Raw genomic sequence first — 20,198 nt, forward strand, 5'->3', positions numbered from 1 at the left:
CCAAGGTGTACTGTTATAGATTCAATACATTATAGAAGAAGTTAGGTCGTTCCTACACACGTGATGCCTTCTATCAACTGTTGAAGCGCCATGGTTGGCGAAATATTATGCCACGTCCAGAACATCCTAAGAAAGCAGACGCTCAAACCATTGTCGCGTCTAAAAATAAAATCTCAATTCAAGAAGACAAGAAAGCGCTTTAAAACCAGTAGACGTTTTCGTAAGGTTCGCTTGATGTACCAAGATGAGGCTGGTTTCGGTAGAATCAGTAAACTGGGATCTTGTTGGGCTCCAATAGGAGTAGGTCCACATATCCATAGTCACTATATACGAGAATTTCGCTATTGTTATGGAGCTGTTGATGCCTATACAGGCGAATCATTTTTCTTAATAGCTGGTAGATGTAATACTGAGTGGATGAACGCCTTTTTAGAAGAGCTTTCACAAGCTTATCCAGATGATTATCTTTTACTCGTTATGGACAATGCTATATGGCATAAATCAAGTATCTTAAAGATTCCGACTAATATTGGTTTTGCATTTATTCCTCCATACACACCAGAGATGAACCCCATTGAACAAGTGTGGAAAGAGATTCGTAAACGTGAATTTAAGAATAAAGCCTTTCAAACTTTGGAAGATGTCATGAATCAACTCCAAGATGTCATACAAGGATTGGAGAAGGAGGTGATAAAGTCCATCGTTAATCGGAGATGGACTAGAATGCTTTTTGAAAGCAGATGAGTATTATATGCAATTTCTTTATATAAAAAGACCGGATTGCTCCGATCTTTCAATAGTTCATATTCTCAATTTCTATTTTAAAAATAGCTAAGGTTAACGTCAAATGACTACGCGACCTATTTCATACGATAAAAATCAAGCACTAGACCAGCAGGTCCTTGAACTAATAAGGACTCTGTTCCCCAATCGGTTACAGTTGGTCCGTGTAAAACCTTTATACCAAGCTCGTTCAACCGTTTGTAGTTCTGGTCTACATCCTCAACCTCGATATGAATAATGATTCCTGACTGAAAGTTTTCCAAAGGAACCAAATGATTTTGTGACAACATAAGGCAGTGACTACCAATCGTAAACTGAGCAAAACCATCATCAGCATAATCTGCCTTTTTATCCAAGATATGCTCCAAGTCAGCACAGACTTGGGGAACATTTGAAACGATAATATCTAATTGATTTAAATTCATTTACTCTCCTCCATAAAAAGACCGGATTGCTCCGATCTTTTAAAGTTCTGCTCTATGAAAATCAAAGAATAAAGTCTACAAGTTTCATATTTGATTTTCGGCGAGAGGAATTATTTAATTGCGCGTGATTGCAATCCTTCTTCTTCCAAGAAGAGACGGAATGGTACGAGTTCTTCTGCTTCGTATTTTTCCTTGAAGGCTTTGATAGCTTCTTCTGAGTGAAGTTTTGGATCCAATTCAAGTACTTCTACTGGAAGTGGACGGTGTTGAGTGATGCGAGCATCGATGACAACAGTTTTACCTTCTTTGTTCAATTTAACAGCTTCTGCAACAACTGCATCGATGTCTTCGATACGGTCAACTGTGAATCCAACAGCTCCTTGAGCTTCCGCAATTTTAGCGTAGTCAGCGTTTGTGAAGTCTACACCAAACAAGTGTTTGTTTGTATCTTCGTATTTGTTCTTGATGAAGCCGTACTCAGCATTTGAGAAGACAAGGTTGATAACTGGAAGGTCGTATTGAACGTTTGTGATAACGTCTGGGTAGCACATGTTGAATGCTCCGTCACCCATGATGTTCCATACTTGGCGATCTGGATTGTCTTTCTTAGCAGCGATACCACCAGGAAGGGCAATACCCATTGTCGCAAAGAGTGGAGATGTACGCCACATGTTCTTAGGTGTCATGTGAAGGTGACGAGTAGATGTTTGAGTAGTGTTACCTACGTCGATTGAGTAGATAGCGTCTTGATCAGCATGTTTGTTGATTGCATTGTAAACTTGATACAATTGCAATTCACCCTCAGTTTTACCTTCGAGTTTGTTCATGTAATCACGCCAGTTTTGGTTGTTCTTAACGTTTGCACGCCACCATGGAGTTGATTCAACTGGGTTTACTTTGTCAAGGATAGCTTTAGCTGCTTGACCAGCATCACCAAGGATTGAAGCGTCAAGGGCATGACGTTTACCAAGTTTGTAAGGGTCGATATCGACTTGGATGAATTTTTCAGTGTTCTTGAATGCTTCGTAAACTTCAGCAAATGGGAAGTTTGAACCAAGGAAAAGAACTGTGTCTGCTTCAAAGACCACTTCGTTGGCTGGTTTCCAACCAACACGGTAAGCAGAACCTGTCAAACCTTCATAGTTCCATTCGAAAGCTTCAAAGTTTTTACCAGTTGTGATGATTGGTGCTTTGATTTTACGTGACAATTCAGTAATCACTTCACCAGCTTTAACACCACCAAATCCAGCATAGATAACTGGGCGTTCAGCATTGTTCAAGATTTCAACAGCTTTGTCGATTTCAACTTCGTTCAAAGCAGGAGCGATGAATGAGCGTTCGTATGAACCTGAACCGTAGTATGAGTTTTCATCGATTTCTTGGAAACCGAAGTTTACTGGAATTTCAACAACAGCTGGACCTTTTTTAGAAACTGCAGCACGGCAGGCTTCGTCAATTACTTTTGGCAATTGCTCAGCGTAAGCTACACGTTTGTTGTAAACAGCGATACCGTTGTACATTGGGTTTTGGTTAAGCTCTTGGAAAGCATCCATGTTCAATTCGTTAACTGGACGTGATCCAAGGATCGCTAGGAATGGAGTGTTATCCATAGCTGCATCGTAAACACCGTTAATCAAGTGAGTCGCACCTGGACCACCTGAACCAACTGCAACCCCGATTGAGCCGCCGAATTTAGCTTGCATAACCGCTGCAAGAGCACCTGTCTCTTCGTGGCGAACTTGTAAGAAGCGGATATCTTTGTCTTCAGCCAAAGCGTCCATCAATGAGCTGAGTGTTCCTGATGGGATACCGTAGATTGTATCTACGCCCCATGTTTTCAATACGTTAAGCATTGCTGCAGATGCAGTAATTTTCCCTTGAGTCATAATGATAACTCTCCTTCAATTTTTTTAGATTTGGAGAATACGATTACATAGAATTGGAAACGTTCTCCAAATTTTTACTATTCCACTGTATCATATTTATGCTGACTTTTCTAAAAATCTGCTCAAAACTCTCTATTCTCTATTCTAATACAGTTTTGAAAGTTCTGTCATTTCTGTTTTATAACAAAGAAATCTAGTCATTACTTTTAGTCTATTTTACTAAAATTTAACAGAAGGGAACTGGTCAGAACAGATACAGAACTAAAGGCCATGGCTAGACCTGCCAATTCTGGGTTGAGAGCCAGTCCAACACCTGAAAAGACTCCTGCTGCAATCGGAATTCCGACAACATTGTAGATAAAAGCCCAGAAAAGATTGAGTAGAATTCGATGAAAGGTTTTCTTACTCATATCAAAGGCACGAACCACTCCTAAAAGATTATTGGTTGTCAACACCAAATCTGCTGACTCGATGGCGATATCTGTTCCAGCTCCCATAGCAATCCCCACATCTGCTACACTAAGGGCAGGAGCGTCATTGATACCGTCCCCAACAAAGGCTACTTTCCCTGACTGTTGCAGTTTATGGATTTCATGGGCTTTTTCTTCTGGCAAGACGCCTGCAATGACCTCTTCAATTCCGATTTGATCTGCAATAGCACGCGCCACACCAGCATTGTCTCCTGTCAGCATGACTGTTCGGAGACCACGTTTTTTTAGCTGACTGATGGCTAGCTTAGCATTTTCCTTAGGAATATCTTGCAAAGCAAGCAAGCCTTTGATTTCATTGTCAACAGCTAAGAACACAACTGTCTTAGCTTCTTTTTCTAGTTCTTCTAGTTTATCTTGATAAGTATTAGAAATATCCATACCATCCAGCATTTTAGCATTTCCAAGTAAAACTTGTTTTCCATTGATTCGCCCTGAAACACCTTTCCCGTGCAAGGACTGAAAATTTTCAACAGTTTGAAACTCAAGTCCAGCTTCACTCGCTCGCTTAACGATAGCCTCAGCCAGTGGGTGTTGAGAAGCATCTTCCAAGGAGGCTGCCAATCCAAACACTTCTACTTCGTCGCCGATGATATCTGTTACCACAGGTTTCCCTTCCGTCAAAGTCCCGGTCTTATCAAAGACAAGAGTTTGAACTTTCTGGATTTCCTGTAAGACAGTTCCATTTTTGAGGAGAACCCCCATCTTGGCACTACGTCCTGTCCCCACCATAAGGGCTGTCGGTGTTGCAAGTCCCAAGGCACAAGGACAGGCGATAATCAAAACCGCCACTCCGTAGAGAAGAGAGGACACAAAGCTAGCTCCAAGCACGACCACACTATCCCTGAGCAAGACGAACCAAACCCAAAAGGTCATGATTCCTAAAATGACAACTACTGGGACAAAAATCCCTGAAATCTTATCCGTCAAGTCCTGAATCGGCGCACGACTTGTCTGAGCTTTCTTCACAAAATCCACAATCTGAGCCAAAACAGTCTCTGAGCCAACTTTTTCTGCTCTAAAGACAAGCGTTCCACTATGATTGATGGTTGAGCCAATGACAGTATCTCCAACTGTCTTGTCCACAGGCAGACTCTCACCTGTCACCATGGATTCGTCAATACTAGAGACACCTTCTACTACGACACCATCAACAGCAATCTTTTCACCGGGACGCACTCGAATCAGGTCGCCTACCTTGACTTGTTCCAAAGGAACTTGGACATAACTATCATCACTCAAGACTTCTGCGGTTTTAGCTTGCAAGTCCAGTAATTTCTCCACAGCTTGGGACGTATTTTTTCTCATTTTTTCCTCAAAAACTGCTCCCAAAAGAACGAAAAAGAGGATAAATCCAGCACTTTCGAAGTAAACAGGGAGACCAGCAAAGAGAGCAACTAGGCTATAGAAATAAGCCACTAGAGTTCCCAGCGCAACCAAGGTATCCATGTTGGCATTGTGCTTTTTAAAACTGGCCCAAGCACTCTGGATATATGGCTTACCTGCAACTAACATAATAGGCGTTGTTGCTAGAAAGGTTCCCCAATGCATGACTTGATGACTAATGCTACCTGTCAACATCCCAATCATGAGAATCACAAGAGGCACAGTAAAGATACTAGTAATCCAAAAACGTTGCAGGAGAGATAGAGATTTTCGAGTCTTCTCAACGACTATATAGCTTCCCTTTTGCATCTTCATGCCACAAGAAAATTCATGTCGCCCTAATTCTTGAGGTGTAAAACGAATGACTTTCTCCTCATCTACGCCGATTGGTTCCAAGATACCTTCTTCTTCAAACAGAATTTCCTTATAACAGTTTGAAGGAGTAGCACGATGAAAGGTAATCTCAGCTGGAATTCCCTTTTGAAGCTGGATATGGGCTGGATGATAGCCTTTTTCAGCTCGGATACGGATTTTTTGAATGCCATTTTCTAAGCTTGCTTTCACAATTTCTGTCATAGTCTCCACCTACTCTACAATCATCTTGCCGTGCATCATGTTCATACCACAAGCAAAGCCAAACTCTCCAACCTGCTCAGGCGTGATTTCCACTACATACTCTTCCCCCATTGGCAGGTTCGCATGTACACCAAAATCTGGAAAAACAATTTGATCCAGACATGGTGAAGGATCCTTGCGGTCAAAGACAATGCGTGCTGGCACTGATTTCTTGAGGACAATCAACTCAGGAGTATAGCCTCCCATGACTTCCACTCGAATCTCTTGGTATCCGTTTTTTTGCTGGGCTTTTTGTCCAGATTTTTCAGGCTTTTTGAAAAACCAAAACAAGATAAACGCGATAAGGGCAATACAAATAATGGTTACAATACTATTTAACATGACGTCTCCTTTACATACAATTACATCTTACTTCTGTTACAGCACTTGATTTCTTCTCTGAAATCACAGCTTCCAAGTCTTCCAAGTCAGTCTGAGTAAATTCACATTCTACAATCAAGTCAGCCAACAAATTCCTAATCCTACGGGAACAAACCTTGTCTTTGATATCTTGGACAAGTAAATCCCGACTTTGGTCTAGAGTTAAAAGGGCTGAATAAACAAAGGACTTGCCTTCTTTTTTCCGAGTCAGACACTCTTTCTCAACCAAACGAGCCAAAAGAGTTTGAATGGTCGACTTGGACCAGTCGAACCGCTCTGCCAAAACCCTAATCAAATCTGTACTGGTCTGCTCCCCCTGCATCCAAATAATCTTCATGACCTGCCATTCTGCATCTGAAATCTGCATTACCATACCTCCAAAATCTACATTTGTCAATTACACTCATCAGTATACTCTTAAAATCTACATTTGTCAATTATAGAAATAATATTTTCTTCGAAAAATAGAATTTTAATCATTTGAAAAACGATTTGCAGTCAAATATTACTATATAAACAATAAAAATATGCTATACTAAAGAAAAAAGAAAACAACCACTAGGGGTGCGTAAAGCTGAGATTAACGACTGTTAGATCCCTCTGACTCAATCTAGGTAATGCTAGCTGATGGAAGTGGAAATGATAATGGGGACTAGCAGTCTTCTATTGCCTTTCTAAAACAGACTAGCTTGTTCTTAAGAATACAAACTTCAGTTGGTTGGGAGGTTTTAGATGACTTATTTACCCGTTGCTTTGACCATTGCAGGGACTGACCCTAGTGGTGGTGCTGGCATTATGGCAGATTTAAAGTCATTCCAAGCGAGAGATGTCTATGGAATGGCTGTTGTAACCAGTCTTGTCGCTCAAAATACCAGAGGTGTTCAGCTAATCGAGCACGTTTCTCCTCAAATGTTGAAAGCCCAATTGGAGAGTGTCTTTTCTGATATTCCACCTCAGGCTGTAAAAACTGGAATGTTGGCTACTACTGAAATCATGGAAATCATCCAACCCTATCTTAAAAAACTGGATTGTCCCTATGTCCTTGATCCTGTTATGGTTGCTACAAGTGGAGATGCCTTGATTGACTCAAGTGCTAGAGACTATCTCAAAACAAACTTACTACCTCTAGCAACTATTATTACGCCAAATCTTCCTGAAGCAGAAGAGATTGTTGGTTTTTCAATCCATGACCCCGAAGGCATGCAGCGTGCTGGTCGCCTGATTTTAAAAGAATTTGGTCCTCAGTCTGTGGTTATCAAAGGCGGACATCTCAAAGGTGGTGCTAAAGATTTCCTCTTTACCAAGAATGAACAATTTGTCTGGGAAAGCCCACGAATTCAAACCTGTCACACCCATGGTACTGGATGTACCTTTGCTGCAGTGATTACTGCTGAACTAGCCAAGGGCAAGAGTCTTTACCAGGCAGTTGATAAGGCCAAGGCCTTTATCACAAAAGCTATTCAAGATGCCCCTCAACTCGGTCATGGTTCTGGTCCAGTCAACCATACAACTTTTAAAGATTAAGAAAAAAACTCTCTAGTTCCCACTTTAAGGGAATTAGAGAGTTTTTATACTCTTCGAAAATCTCTTCAAACTACGTCAGCTTCCATCTGCAACCTCAAAACACTGTTTTGAGCTGACTTCGTCAGTCTTATCTAAAACCTCAAGGCAGTACTTTGAGCAACCTGCGACTAGCTTTCTAGTTTACTCTTTGATTTTCATTGAGTATTAATTAGGAAAGAATGTCATGCAACTTTGTTAAAAAGGCTTGCGTTTTTGCCTCAATATCTTCTGCTTGCATCAAATCACGTACAACAGCTACACCAGCTATGCCAGTGCCCATAAGCTGATCAATATTCTCCGAAGTCAAGCCTCCAATAGCAACTACTGGAATGGCAACCGTTTGGCAAATTGTTTTCAAGGTCGATATCAGAGTAATGGGCGCATTTTCCTTGGTGGTGGTTGGGAAAATGGCTCCTGTACCCAAGTAATCTGCACCTGATTTCTCCGCTTCCAGAGCTCTTTTAACCGTTTTAGCGGTGACACCGAGGATTTTTTCAGGACCCAAGACTTTGCGAGCTACCGAAACTGGTAATTCATCATCTCCGATATGCAGACCTGCTGCATCAACCGCAAGACAAACATCCAACCGATCATCGATTATCAAGGGGACCTGATAGGCATCTGTTATTTCCTTGACTTGTTTTGCCAGTTGATAATATTGATTGGTTGTGAGATTTTTTTCTCGCAATTGGACTATGGTAACCCCTGAACGGCAGGCCGTCTCAACTTTTGCAAGAAAGCTTTCCACGGAATCTTGATAGCGATTGGTTACCAGATATAGTCTAAGTGCTTCTCTATTCATAAACCTCTCCTTTGATGGTATCTAGCCAATTTTCATCTCTTCTTAGGAGCGAAAGCTGATTGAGTACTTGGTAACGAAATTCTTCCAATCCCATTCCTTGAACAACTATTTTCTCAGCAGCGATATTGAGATAAGAGACTGCTAAGCAAGAAGCTTCAAAACCAGTCTTTCCTTGGCTGAGAAAAACGGCTGTTAAGGCTCCAACCAAGTCTCCTGTCCCTGTTATCCAGTCTAATTCAGTACAGCCATTCTCCAGTACAGCAACTTGATTCTCCGAAACAATAAGGTCCTTGGGGCCAGTAACTAAGAAAGACATACCAGGATAGGTCTGACACCAGTCTTTCAAGACTTGAAGCAAATCCTCCGTTTCTTGATCTTTAGCACTCGCATCGACCCCAACGCCGTGGTGCTTTAATCCAACAAGACTTCGAATTTCTGACATGTTTCCTTTAAGGACCGTAGGTCTATAGTCTAAAAGGTCTTTAACTAAGCTCTTACGAATGGATGAAGTCGTTACGCCAACCGCATCTACTACCATCGGGAGAGAAGATTGGTTTGCATACGAAGCTGCCATGCGGATTGCTTTTTCCTTCTCAGCTGACAAATGCCCCAAATTGATGAAGAGAGCCTGACTTTGCTTAGTAAAATCAAGAACTTCACGGGGATCATCTGCCATGACAGGTTTGCATCCCAGAGCCAAAATCCCATTTGCCAGCATCTCACAAGAAATCTCATTGGTCATACAGTGAATGAGGGAACTAGAGCCTATAGGAAAAGGATTTGTCAATGCCTGCATCATTCTATCCTTTCAGCAAAGAAATATCCTTGCACTTTTTTAAAGAATTCCTGCTTGATTAAAAATCTAAATGCAATAAAGGAAATCGCTGTACCAATCAAGGTTGCTCCGAAAAATCGAGGAGTGTAGATAAACCAACTAAGCTTAGCAGCCGATCCTGTAAAGAGCACCATAACAGGATAGGAAACAATAGAACCAATAATACCTGTTCCCACAATTTCTCCCAAGGCAGAAAAGTAAAATTTTCGACCGTACTTATAAAAGAGACCTGCTAGAAGGGCTCCAAAAGTCGCTCCTGTGAGAGCTAAAGGCGGAATCCCTTGAGTCGTCATACGGATAAAGGCTGTCACTGTAGCCATAGCCAAGGCATAAACAGGTCCCATCATGATTCCCGCTAGAATATTGACTACACTGGACATCGGTGCCATTCCCTCAATCCGAAAGATAGGTGTAAGGACTACATCAAGGGCAATCATCATAGATAAAATGGTCAATTTGTGAACTTGTAGTTGGTGCTTTCTCATGTTTCTATTCTTCTCCTTTTTCTAAAGACTGTAAATCGCTCTTCCATGTCTGGTGTTGGTAAGCCATCTCCCAAAACTTGGCTTCCATATGAACACTGATGTGGAAGGCATCTAGCATTTTTTGCTTATCTGTCTCATCACTTTCTCGATAAAGCTGATTGACCAGTGCTCCCTCCTCTCTGATCTGTTGCTCTAACTCATCCGTAATATAAGTTTCAATCCATTGTTGATAGAGAGGATTTGGTGATGGTTTAAGATTAAGTGATTTGCCTATATCATGGTATAACCAAGGACAAGGAAGCAAGCTTGCAAAAGCTATGGCTAAGTTCGGTTCTGCAAATTGCCTATAAATATGAGAAATGTAATGATAACAGGTTGGAGCGATTGGATGTTGCTCCATTTCCTGGTCGTTGATTTCCAATTCCTTGAAAAATTGTTGGCGAATAAATAACTCACCCTCCACTAAACCCTGAGCATTTTGTTTCAAGAGTCTTTTCATCTCTTGGTTTGAAGTCTTATCAGCCAAAAGATGATAGATTTCTGAGAAAGCCTTCAGATAGTAGGCATCCTGAATCAGGTAATAGCGGAAAATGGCAGGTTCTAAATTCCCCTCTTGTAATTGTAAAATAAAGGGATGATGAAAGGAAGCCTGCCAAGCTTTCTTGGATAATTCCATCGCAATATCTGTAAATTCCATAATAACTCCTTTATAAAAATAGACTGGTTTGAAGCAATAAAAAGAAAAGCAGGTAGATTAATTTTGTTTTTTTAGGAATATAAAAAGTCCGATAGCTATTCTTCAACTGTGCATGTTCGTCATATCCGTGAGCAGATAGAGCTCTCAGGTAAAGATGGCGCCACCTAAAGACTGTCATCAGAACCTTACTGTAAATCAAGGGCGACCAAAAATGTAGTTTTTGACCACGTAATAGGCAAGCTTCTTTGAGGGACTTGATTTCTTGCTGAATGAGAGGAAAAGAATTGAATACCACAATCAAGGCATAGGACCAAGAGCGTGATAGCCCCTTTTGAGCCAAGTACAAGAGAAGCTCTTTTAGTGAAATAGAGGAAACAAAGACAAGGCCGATACAAACTGTCACAAAGGCCCTCGTTCCAAGCATGACTGCCTGTGAAGCATCTCCGTGTAACTGAACTGCCCAGTAGTTGGCAAAAGATGGTAAAATGGCAAGTATGATCATCCAAGCTAACATTTTAAATCGACGGTAATAGAGCATAAAGAGAATACAAAATGCGACTACCGAAAGATTCAGAGCAATCGAAGGAATGAAAGATGTTTCCAAGGATAAAATCAGCAAGAAGAGACTGATAATCGGTGTCTGGGTTGCTACTTTGACCATACTATCTCACCTCCCCTTGGGTATTGCTACTCTGAGATGTAAGTGGTTTGGTAATGGTCACTTCTTTCACATGCCGAAGACCCTGACTAGTCATCTCAATCCAATAATCAACCACAGAAATCAAAGGGTCTAAACGATGACTAATGAGCAGAAAACTTCTTCCTTGATTCCTCTCCTCCACAATCCACTTGCAAAAATAATGGCAGGCTCTATCATCCAAACCTGCAAAAGGTTCATCTAGCAAGATCACGGAAGCCTTACTGGTCAAGATGGTCAGGAGCTGAAGAATTTTTTGCTGACCACCACTTAATTGATAGGGACTCTTATCGACTGCCTGCTCCAAATCAAAATATCGTAAAGCTTGAAAAATCCGCTGATTTCTTTCAGAATCAGGTCCATCTAATTGAAGCTCCTCTCGCAGACTGACTCGGATAAACTGCTTCTCAGCTTCCTGAACAACACCCGTCAGATCACGGTACAAACTCTTTTTCTTTTTCAGGACTGTCCCCTTCCATGCAATGCGCCCCTTATACTTTTGAAATTGAAGAATAGACCGAAAGAGGGTTGATTTCCCGACACCATTGTCACCCAGGATACAGGAAATCCCTTGATAGAATGTGAAATCAGCAATTGAAAAGAGGGGGCGATTACCAAGCTCACCAGTCACACGGTTCATATGGAATAGTTCCGGGCTAGAAGCAACTTCCTTTGAAGCAACCTGTGTCATCTCATAGGAAGGGATTTGATTTATTTCCCTTAGTTTTCCGTCTCTTAGCTCAACCATATGGTCGATATAGGCTTTATAGTCAGATAAATCATGGTCGCACAAAATAACTGTCTTCCCATCAAGAGCCAACTCTTTTAGAATCTCCAATATCTCGATTCTGCTCTTGCGGTCAATGGAAGCGAAGGGCTCATCCAAGAGATATACCCTAGGATTCATGGCAAAGAGGACAGCCAGCGCTGCTTTTTGCTTTTCCCCACCTGATAGGTGATGAATGGGACGGTGTAAGATTGCCTCGCAACGACATTGCTGGACAACCTCTGCTATTTTAGAATCAATTTCCTGAAGGTGATAGCCGATATTCTCCAAGGTGAAAATCAACTCCTCAAACAAGTTCTCCATGGTAAATTGATGATTGGGATTTTGCAAGAGAATGCCAACCTTCTGGACACGTGCGATGATAGAAAGCTGACTGACCTCGCTCCCATCTATCAGGACTTGACCACTATAGGGAAGAGAACTGACTTGGGCAATCATTTGAAAGAGGCTGGATTTTCCTGAACCACTGCTCCCAACTAACAAGGTAAAGGCTTGCGCATGAAAAGTAAAATCAAACGGCTCAGAGAAGATTGGGGACTGAATCGCTCGTAGTTCCAGACCCATCTATGCTTTTCCTCCAGTTGCAAACTGATGATAGAGTTTGACAATGGCACGAACCAAGATGGTACAGAAGAAATAAACAGAAATAAAACGTACCACAAGCAAGGAAAGGACAAACGGAAGGGAAAAGGCGTAGTAACCTAACTTAATGTATTCATAGACAAAGCTAACAAGCGTAATCCCAATACTATTAGCAGTTAGAGAGAGCCAACTTTCATAGCGATTCTTAGTTACGATAAAACCAAATTCACTTCCCAAACCTTGAACCAAGCCAGACAAAAGAGCTCCTAGACCAAATTGGCTACCATAAAGGACTTCAGCAAGCGCAGCTAGCACTTCTCCAATCGTTGCACTTCCGACTCTCGGAACAAAGATGGCAGCAATGGGCGCAGCCATACACCAGAGACCGAAGAGGATTTCATTGGCAAAGGCCTGCAAACCAAGAGGTGTTAAGAGTAGACTGAGAATATTATACACATATCCTGAACCAACGAAAACCCCACCAAAAAAGATAGACAAGAAAGCAAGCAAGATAACATCTTTTAACTGCCATTTTTTCAACATAAAAAACTCCTTTTTTTAAAGAAAAGTGGGGCACTCAAGAAGACCGACCTAAATACTTTGTATAGCAGACTGAATTTAGAACAGTACACAAGAACACTAAAATATTTCTAGAAATTAATTTGAATTTTCTAATTGATTTGTTCGCATCTTATTTCAATCTACTATATCATCTTCATCCAGTTTCGTAAAAGAAAAAACTCTAATTACAGATACGAATTAGAGTTCAGCTTACAAGATTAGACAGTTCTTTTCGACATACGAAAAAAACATTTCACATTTCCCTTCGCCAGTCTTAACTGTATCAGGTTCAATGGGTATCATCTCAGCCTAAAGCACCCCAAATGCCTTTATTATTTAATTATGTGATTATTATAACACACATTTTATACTAGTTCAAGAAATTGAACTGGAAATACAGCCTTGCACTCACAAAGACAGCAGATCTTTCTTTTGCAAAAAACAAATGACCTGTTTGATGAATTAGCCATTCAAGCTGAATCTAGACATAGCTTTTTAAAAAAGGAAAATCCTACTTACTTAGAATCCAAGGATAGATATCTATTGTTCACTCATTTCCCGAACAGTTTTTTCTATATTTTTTGCATACGATATTGCTGAAATGATTGAAACACCGTCAACATTGGTCTTCATAATGTCTTTAATATGTTTCGTCTGTATCCCACCAATTGCAACTAAGGGCATTTGTGGCAACAGTTTTCTCATCAATTTAACACCTTCATAACCTATAGCACCACCAGCATCATCCTTTGACTGGGTATCAAATACAGGACCAACACCAACATAATCTACATATTCAACTTTTGATTGTTGAAATTCTTCCTCGTTTTTTATAGAAAGACCAATTATTTTATCTGGCATCAATTTTCTAATTTCATCAACACCAATATCATCTTGACCTACATGTACGCCATCAGCGTCAATTTCCATTGCTAAATCTATATCGTCATTAACGATAAATGGAACATTGTATTTTTTACAAAGTTCTTTAATTTGGATAGCTAGCTCAAGTTTTTCTAAGCCTTCTAAAGCACCCTCACCTTTTTCTCGAAATTGAAATAAGGTTATACCACCTTTTAAGGCTTCCTCAACGACTGTATATAGATTTTTTCCTTGGCAAGTAGTCGTTCCACAAATAAAATATAGTTTTAGTAATTCTTTATGAAACATCTTACTTCACTCTTTTGAATTCCTTTACATCTTCATCTGTAATCTCGTATAAGGCATTTATAAATTCAACTTTAAATGTCCCAGGAAGATGTCCATTTGGACGTTTTTCTGCCATTTCTCCAGCGATATTGTAAACTAACATTGCTGTTTCTAATGATTTCAATTCTTGACCTTTTTCTAGTCCGATAAAGCTTGCTACTACAGCTCCTAATAAGCATCCTGTCCCAATGACTTTCGGCATCATAGCACTACCATTATGAATCGTTACCACTTCTCCATTAACAGCAATGGCATCCACTTCACCTGTTACTACTATTGGAATATTGAACTTCTCATTTGCTGCTAGAGCAATTTCGTCAATATTATCTACGCCCGCACTATCTACTCCTTTAGATGCCACATCTATTCCTACTAAAGAGGCAATCTCGCCAGCATTTCCTCTAATCGCTGCTAGTTTATAATTGTTGATTAGATCATCTGCTACTTTTTTTCTATATTCTCCTGCTCCACAGGCTACAGGATCTAAAACTGCTGGGACATTATATTTCTCCGCAATTTTCAGAGCAGCTTGGTATAATTTCCAATTTTCATCTGTCAATGTTCCTATGTTTATTAATAAACCACCAGCATACTTTAACAAATCCTCTAAATCTGCTGGAAACTCACTCATGGCTGGTGAGACGCTCAGTGCTACTAATCCATTTGCTGTGAAATTTTTTACTACATCATTGGTTATACAAATGACCAATGGTGCTTTTTCTTTTAATAATTTTAAACTTGTCATATTGAAATCCTTCCTTTTCACTTTATACGATCTACTGATTTCGATTTATTTCTATCTTTCGTTAAGAATTTTTTTCATTTACATTGAATGATTTATACTCAATGAAAATCAAAGAGCAAACTAGGAGGCTAACCGCAGGTTGCTCAAAACACTGTTTTGAGGTTGTGGATAGAACTGACGTGGTTTGAAGAGATTTTCGAAGAGTCTTACCTCATCAAATTTGTAAATATCATGAGCTTTCTCTAGACATCGTAACCAATATCAAAAAAAGCTAATTCTAAAGCGACTGCTTGATTCCAGCGTTGCTGAAGTTCTGTCAAATCTTCTCGATTTTTACCGACACGATTGAGTTCGTCAACCAGAAATTGAACCCACTCTGCAAAGAAAGGACCTCTGTGGAGATTGATCCATTCCGAATGAATATAGACTTCAGGTAGAGCCAAATCTTTAGAACCCCAGTCTAAATAGAGACCTTCTGCAATGACCAGCATAACCAAAAGATGGGCATAGTCTGATGAAGCCACCGCCGAATACATTAGATCCTGAAAGGCTTTTGTTACAGGGTGCAAAGTCACTTCTAGGTAGTCATTCTCTGCTACTTTTAACTCTTTAAAAGCCTTTTGGAAATAACCATCTTCATCTGCTTCAAGAAAGCCTAGTTGCTTGGCAAAACGAAGCTTGGATTCAAGTTTATCTGCGTGAGCTACGCAGGCACCCAGCATGGATAAGAAGGCATCAAAGAAGTGATAATCTTGAATCAGATAGTCCTTTAAGACCTTATTCTCAATTGTCCCCGCAAAAAGTTCCTTAACAAAACGATGATTGATTGCAGCCTGCCAATCCTTCTGACTGCTTTTTAATAATTCTCCAACAGTCAAACCTGGCTGAAATGCATAGTCTTGTGTTTCCATATTTACTTCTCCTCTCTTTACTTGTTAGTAATTAATAAAACACCAAGAAATATCAAGAAAAATCGTAATTCCACTTGATCCTTTTAAAACACATCGAGAGTATTTGCAGAGAGCTAACTAAACAAGCCTATCCAGTTTATATAAACAAAAAACTCCAATTACAATCAAGAATTAGAGTTGACTTACAAGATTAGACCGTTCATTTCACCATACGAAAAAACTGTTCACATTTCCCTTCGCCAGTCTTAACTGTATCAGGTTCAATGGGTATTATCTCAGCCTAAAGCACCCCAAATGTCTCTATTATTTAATTACTGAACCAGTATAGCAAAAAATGAAAGCCTTAGCAAGATATTTAACCGAAAAATATCTTTATATATAGTAGATTGAAACTAGAATAGTACCCCTCTACTTCTAAAACATTGTTAGAAATCAAAGTGTACTATTTCAACTTCAATATACTACACTTCATTTTCTCCTTAAATTCAGTCTCTTTTTGAATCAAAAAATCCTCTGGTAAGAGCCAGAGGATAAGAATTTATTTCATTGTTGGGAAGAGCAATACATCACGGATAGTTGTTGTATCAGTGAGGAGCATGCAGAGACGGTCGATACCGATTCCCAAACCACCTGTTGGTGGCATGCCGTATTCAAGAGCCTCGATGTAGTCATAGTCGATGCCTGTCGCTTCATCATCACCAAGTTCTTTAGCTTTAGCTTGGGCTTCAAAACGGCTAAGTTGGTCGATTGGGTCGTTCAACTCAGTAAAGGCATTACCGTACTCCTTAGTCATGATAAAGAGCTCGAAACGGTCAGTAAAGCGTTGGTCTTCAGGATTTTTCTTAGCGAGTGGAGATACAGCTACTGGATGTCCATAGACAAAGGTTGGTTGGATTAAAGTTTCTTCAACAAACTCTTCAAAGAAGGCATTGATGATGTGACCAACCTCAGTGTAGTGTTTCTCAACTGGAACTTTCTTCTCAGCAGCGATAGCTTTAGCTTCTTCCAAAGTCATGTCTTGCCAGAAATCGACACCAGTAATTTCTCTGATAGCATCCACCATATGAACACGCTTAAATGGTTCGTTAATCTTGATTTCAGTACCTTGGTAGTTGACTGGGCCATCACCTTTGACTGATTTAGCAGCGTGTTGGATAATGCCTTCCGTCAAGTCCATGATGTCTTGGAAGTCTGCATAAGCTTGGTAAACTTCGATAGAAGTGAACTCAGGGTTATGAGTAGCGTCCATTCCTTCGTTACGGAAGATACGGCCAATTTCATAGACACGTTCCATACCACCCACGATAAGGCGTTTTAAGTGAAGCTCAGTCGCGATACGAAGCACCATGTCAATGTTTTGGGCATTGTGGTGGGTGATAAATGGACGGGCAGCAGCACCACCGGCTTCATTATGAAGAACAGGTGTTTCCACTTCAAGGAATCCTTTTTGGTCAAGGTAACGACGGATTTCAGAGATGATTTTTGAACGAGTGACAAAGCGTTCAAAGCTTTCACGATTAGAAATCAAGTCAAGGTAACGTTTACGGTAAATTGTTTCAACGTCTGTCAAACCATGGAATTTCTCAGGAAGAGGACGAAGAGCCTTAGACAAGTGTGTGATGTGGGTTGCCTTGATAGAGAGTTCTCCCATATCCGTACGCATCACTTCACCTTCGACACCAAGGAAGTCACCAAGGTCTGCTTTTTTGAAGATTTCGTAGTTTTCTTCACCGACAGCATCCTTACGAACGTAGATCTGAATCTGGCCTTCGCGGTCTTGAAGGTGGGCAAAACCAACTTTTCCTTTACCACGTTTGGTTATCAAGCGTCCTGCGATAGTAGCTGTTTCGTTTTTATCGTGTAATTGTTCTTTATCGAGGTTGGCATATTTATCTTTTAATTCTTGTGAATTTGCAGTACGTTCAAAACGTTTTCCGAAAGGATCGATTCCTTGTTCGCGGAGCGCAGCCATTTTTTCACGGCGAACGATCTGCTGGTCATTTAGTTCTTCCATATGTTCTGTAGACATGGGATCCTCCTAGTTTTACTCAAAATTGAATACGATGAGTCATTTTTTGCGATACTCCCATTTTATCATAAATAAGCAAGAAATTCACGGATAATCTTTAAAAACTAAAAAGAACCTGACGCTAAAATCACTGGAAAGAAGTGAAAGTATCTCCCGCCCCACTAGCGATATAGCCAAATGCTGCTTTAGGAATAACTTGTTGCGCCATTGGCTCCAAATCATAGGTATTGATGAAATCTACATGACCTTCTGCATTGCTTGTTTTGTATGACATAAAATGCCCTCCTTGATAAGTAAGCGTTTACTTTGTATATTGCAGTTTGGGGAAGTTTGGGATCCTTTCTGCTCGGTTTAATCGTTAGTATCATCCGACATTATCGAATCCCTGTTTTGGCGCAAGTAGCGACAGCCTACATTGAATTGTCACGTAATACGCCCCTTTTGATTCAACTCTTCTTTCTCTACTTCGGTCTTCCCCGAATCGGGATTGTCCTATCTTCAGAAGTCTGTGCAACGCTTGGGCTTGTCTTTTTAGGAGGCTCCTATATGGCAGAATCTTTCCGAAGTGGGCTGGAAGCCATCAGTCAAACCCAGCAGGAGATTGGCCTCGCTATTGGTCTGACACCTCTACAGGTCTTTTACTATGTGGTTCTTCCGCAAGCAACAGCGGTGGCACTCCCCTCCTTTAGTGCCAATGTCATTTTCCTTATCAAGGAGACCTCTGTTTTCTCAGCAGTGGCTTTGGCCGACCTCATGTACGTCGCCAAGGATTTGATTGGTCTCTACTATGAGACAGACATTGCGCTAGCTATGTTGGTAGTTGCTTATCTGATCATGCTGCTACCCATCTCACTGGTCTTTAGCTGGATAGAAAGGAGGCTCCGCCATGCAGGATTCGGGAATCCAAGTACTCTTTCAAGGAAATAATCTCCTGAGAATCTTACAGGGATTGGGCGTTACGATTGGGATATCCATCCTGTCTGTCCTCTTATCCATGATGTTCGGAACAGTCATGGGAATCATCATGACCTCCCATTCTAGAATCATACGATTTTTAACACGATTGTATCTGGAATTTATCCGTATCATGCCCCAGCTGGTGCTACTCTTCATCGTTTACTTTGGCTTGGCTCGAAACTTTAATATCAATATCTCAGGTGAGACTTCAGCTATTATCGTTTTTACCCTCTGGGGAACAGCTGAAATGGGAGACTTGGTACGTGGAGCTATCACTTCTCTCCCTAAACATCAGTTTGAAAGTGGACAGGCACTCGGCTTGACTAATGTTCAACTTTACTACCACATCATCATCCCACAAGTCTTAAGAAGACTGCTACCGCAGGCTATCAATCTTGTCACTCGGATGATTAAAACCACTTCATTAGTTGTTTTGATTGGGGTTGTGGAAGTGACCAAAGTTGGACAACAAATCATCGATAGCAATCGCCTGACCATCCCAACTGCTTCATTTTGGATTTATGGAACCATTCTAATCTTATATTTCGCAGTTTGCTACCCTATTTCCAAACTATCCACTCACTTAGAAAAACATTGGAGAAACTAAATGTCTGAAACTATCTTAGAAATCAAGGAACTAAAAAAATCCTTCGGAGACAATCCCATCCTCCAAGGACTTTCTCTAGAAATCAAAAAAGGGGAAGTTGTTGTCATCCTAGGGCCATCTGGTTGTGGGAAAAGTACCCTCCTTCGTTGCCTCAACGGCTTAGAAAGTATTCAAGGTGGAGATATTCTTCTGGATGGTCAGTCTATCGTTGAAAATAAAAAAGATTTTCACCTAGTTCGCCAAAAGATTGGCATGGTCTTTCAAAGTTATGAACTCTTTCCCCATCTGGATGTCTTACAAAACCTCATCCTAGGCCCTATCAAAGCTCAAGGAAGGGACAAGAAAGAAGTAACGGAAGAAGCTTTGCAATTACTAGAGCGTGTCGGTTTGCTGGATAAACAACATAGCTTTGCCCGTCAATTATCTGGCGGACAGAAGCAACGTGTTGCAATTGTCCGTGCCCTCCTAATGCATCCAGAAATCATCCTTTTTGACGAGGTGACTGCTTCGCTGGATCCAGAAATGGTGCGTGAGGTGCTGGAACTTATCAATGATTTGGCCCAAGAAGGCCGTACCATGATTTTAGTAACCCACGAAATGCAGTTTGCCCAAGCCATTGCTGACCGGATTATCTTCCTCGACCAAGGGAAAATCGCTGAAGAAGGAACAGCTCAAGCCTTCTTTACCAATCCGCAAACCAAACGAGCCCAGGAATTTTTAAACGTCTTTGACTTTAGCCAATTCGGCTCATATCTATAAAGGAGATT

Annotated in this window: 20 protein-coding genes, 2 pseudogenes and 3 riboswitches; of the genes and pseudogenes, 5 read left to right on the forward strand and 17 right to left on the reverse strand. The window is 40.7% G+C overall.

The features are described 5' to 3' along the window. Nucleotides 1-38: 38 nt before the first annotated feature. Nucleotides 39-744, forward strand: a pseudogene (locus AT689_RS12105) (IS630 family transposase); the annotation flags it as partial. A 116-nt stretch (nt 745-860) separates the two neighbouring features. Here the strand turns inward: AT689_RS12105 and AT689_RS10140 are convergent. From AT689_RS10140 to AT689_RS10160, 5 genes are all read right to left on the reverse strand, one after another. Then, the gene (locus AT689_RS10140) at nt 861-1,208 is read right to left on the reverse strand and encodes a VOC family protein (protein WP_001052655.1); all 348 of its coding nucleotides are present in this window, start codon (nt 1,206-1,208) and stop codon (nt 861-863) included. 110 nt (nt 1,209-1,318) lie between these two features. Continuing rightward, nucleotides 1,319-3,094 carry a pyruvate oxidase gene (gene spxB, locus AT689_RS10145; protein WP_000191798.1) on the reverse strand — a complete coding sequence of 592 codons (1,776 nt, stop codon included), beginning with the start codon at nt 3,092-3,094 and terminating at the stop codon, nt 1,319-1,321. 206 nt (nt 3,095-3,300) lie between these two features. Then, nucleotides 3,301-5,544 carry a heavy metal translocating P-type ATPase gene (locus tag AT689_RS10150; RefSeq protein ID WP_000136298.1) on the reverse strand — a complete coding sequence of 748 codons (2,244 nt, stop codon included), beginning with the start codon at nt 5,542-5,544 and terminating at the stop codon, nt 3,301-3,303. A 9-nt stretch (nt 5,545-5,553) separates the two neighbouring features. Beyond that, nucleotides 5,554-5,925 carry a cupredoxin domain-containing protein gene (locus tag AT689_RS10155; RefSeq protein ID WP_000935066.1) on the reverse strand — a complete coding sequence of 124 codons (372 nt, stop codon included), beginning with the start codon at nt 5,923-5,925 and terminating at the stop codon, nt 5,554-5,556. A 10-nt stretch (nt 5,926-5,935) separates the two neighbouring features. Then, nucleotides 5,936-6,331 (reverse strand): CopY/TcrY family copper transport repressor, encoded by a 396-nt coding sequence (locus AT689_RS10160; protein ID WP_001167208.1) that lies wholly within the window; start codon nt 6,329-6,331, stop codon nt 5,936-5,938. Nucleotides 6,332-6,514: 183 nt separating this feature from the next. Next, nucleotides 6,515-6,613, forward strand: a riboswitch (TPP riboswitch). A gap of 83 nt (nt 6,614-6,696) precedes the next feature. Here AT689_RS10160 and thiD point away from each other — a divergent pair. Continuing rightward, a complete protein-coding gene (gene thiD / locus AT689_RS10165; protein WP_000221752.1) occupies nt 6,697-7,488 on the forward strand; it encodes a bifunctional hydroxymethylpyrimidine kinase/phosphomethylpyrimidine kinase in 792 nt (263 codons plus the stop codon). A 208-nt stretch (nt 7,489-7,696) separates the two neighbouring features. On the opposite strand, the gene thiE (AT689_RS10170) is transcribed toward thiD, so the two are convergent. From thiE (AT689_RS10170) to AT689_RS10225, 12 genes and pseudogenes are all read right to left on the reverse strand, one after another. Next, entirely contained in the window at nt 7,697-8,329 is a 633-nt protein-coding gene (thiE, locus tag AT689_RS10170) for a thiamine phosphate synthase (protein WP_001078224.1), read from the reverse strand. Beyond that, complete coding sequence (locus AT689_RS10175) at nt 8,322-9,125, reverse strand: hydroxyethylthiazole kinase (protein ID WP_001148665.1); 804 nt, start codon at nt 9,123-9,125, stop codon at nt 8,322-8,324. Before AT689_RS10175 ends, thiE (AT689_RS10170) begins: the two co-directional genes overlap by 8 nt. Beyond that, nucleotides 9,125-9,649 (reverse strand): energy coupling factor transporter S component ThiW, encoded by a 525-nt coding sequence (thiW, locus tag AT689_RS10180; RefSeq protein ID WP_001225556.1) that lies wholly within the window; start codon nt 9,647-9,649, stop codon nt 9,125-9,127. The genes AT689_RS10175 and thiW overlap by 1 nt, the downstream gene beginning before the upstream one ends. A gap of 4 nt (nt 9,650-9,653) precedes the next feature. Beyond that, a complete protein-coding gene (tenA, locus tag AT689_RS10185) occupies nt 9,654-10,346 on the reverse strand; it encodes a thiaminase II (RefSeq protein WP_000397207.1) in 693 nt (230 codons plus the stop codon). A gap of 10 nt (nt 10,347-10,356) precedes the next feature. Further along, nucleotides 10,357-11,007, reverse strand: a complete 651-nt coding sequence (locus AT689_RS10190; protein WP_000241375.1) for an energy-coupling factor transporter transmembrane component T — start codon at nt 11,005-11,007, stop codon at nt 10,357-10,359. A 1-nt stretch (nt 11,008) separates the two neighbouring features. Next, nucleotides 11,009-12,394 (reverse strand): ATP-binding cassette domain-containing protein, encoded by a 1,386-nt coding sequence (locus AT689_RS10195; RefSeq protein WP_000522093.1) that lies wholly within the window; start codon nt 12,392-12,394, stop codon nt 11,009-11,011. Further along, nucleotides 12,395-12,955 (reverse strand): ECF transporter S component, encoded by a 561-nt coding sequence (locus tag AT689_RS10200; protein WP_000915286.1) that lies wholly within the window; start codon nt 12,953-12,955, stop codon nt 12,395-12,397. A gap of 261 nt (nt 12,956-13,216) precedes the next feature. Then, nucleotides 13,217-13,305, reverse strand: a riboswitch (TPP riboswitch). A gap of 208 nt (nt 13,306-13,513) precedes the next feature. Next, nucleotides 13,514-14,143 (reverse strand): thiamine phosphate synthase, encoded by a 630-nt coding sequence (gene thiE / locus AT689_RS10205; protein WP_000468577.1) that lies wholly within the window; start codon nt 14,141-14,143, stop codon nt 13,514-13,516. 1 nt (nt 14,144) lies between these two features. Then, nucleotides 14,145-14,927 (reverse strand): hydroxyethylthiazole kinase, encoded by a 783-nt coding sequence (gene thiM / locus AT689_RS10210; RefSeq protein ID WP_000202473.1) that lies wholly within the window; start codon nt 14,925-14,927, stop codon nt 14,145-14,147. A 242-nt stretch (nt 14,928-15,169) separates the two neighbouring features. Further along, on the reverse strand, nt 15,170-15,838 hold the full coding sequence (locus tag AT689_RS10215) for a TenA family protein (RefSeq protein WP_000449822.1): 669 nt from the start codon (nt 15,836-15,838) through the stop codon (nt 15,170-15,172). A 214-nt stretch (nt 15,839-16,052) separates the two neighbouring features. Beyond that, nucleotides 16,053-16,141, reverse strand: a riboswitch (TPP riboswitch). Between the two features lie 235 nt (nt 16,142-16,376). After that, on the reverse strand, nt 16,377-17,867 hold the full coding sequence (lysS, locus tag AT689_RS10220) for a lysine--tRNA ligase (RefSeq protein ID WP_000102456.1): 1,491 nt from the start codon (nt 17,865-17,867) through the stop codon (nt 16,377-16,379). Nucleotides 17,868-18,006: 139 nt separating this feature from the next. Continuing rightward, nucleotides 18,007-18,141: pseudogene (locus AT689_RS10225) on the reverse strand (lactate oxidase); the annotation flags it as partial. Nucleotides 18,142-18,173: 32 nt separating this feature from the next. Between AT689_RS10225 and AT689_RS10230 the strand changes: the two are divergent. From AT689_RS10230 to AT689_RS10240, 3 genes are read left to right on the forward strand one after another with little or no spacing between them, the layout of a single operon-like run. Beyond that, nucleotides 18,174-18,794 (forward strand): amino acid ABC transporter permease, encoded by a 621-nt coding sequence (locus AT689_RS10230; RefSeq protein WP_000275025.1) that lies wholly within the window; start codon nt 18,174-18,176, stop codon nt 18,792-18,794. Next, on the forward strand, nt 18,754-19,431 hold the full coding sequence (locus AT689_RS10235; RefSeq protein ID WP_001154145.1) for an amino acid ABC transporter permease: 678 nt from the start codon (nt 18,754-18,756) through the stop codon (nt 19,429-19,431). Before AT689_RS10230 ends, AT689_RS10235 begins: the two co-directional genes overlap by 41 nt. Continuing rightward, entirely contained in the window at nt 19,432-20,190 is a 759-nt protein-coding gene (locus tag AT689_RS10240; RefSeq protein WP_000005009.1) for an amino acid ABC transporter ATP-binding protein, read from the forward strand. The last annotated feature ends 8 nt before the right edge of the window (nt 20,191-20,198 follow it).

This window comes from Streptococcus pneumoniae, from assembly GCF_001457635.1.
Lineage (GTDB): Bacteria > Bacillota > Bacilli > Lactobacillales > Streptococcaceae > Streptococcus > Streptococcus pneumoniae.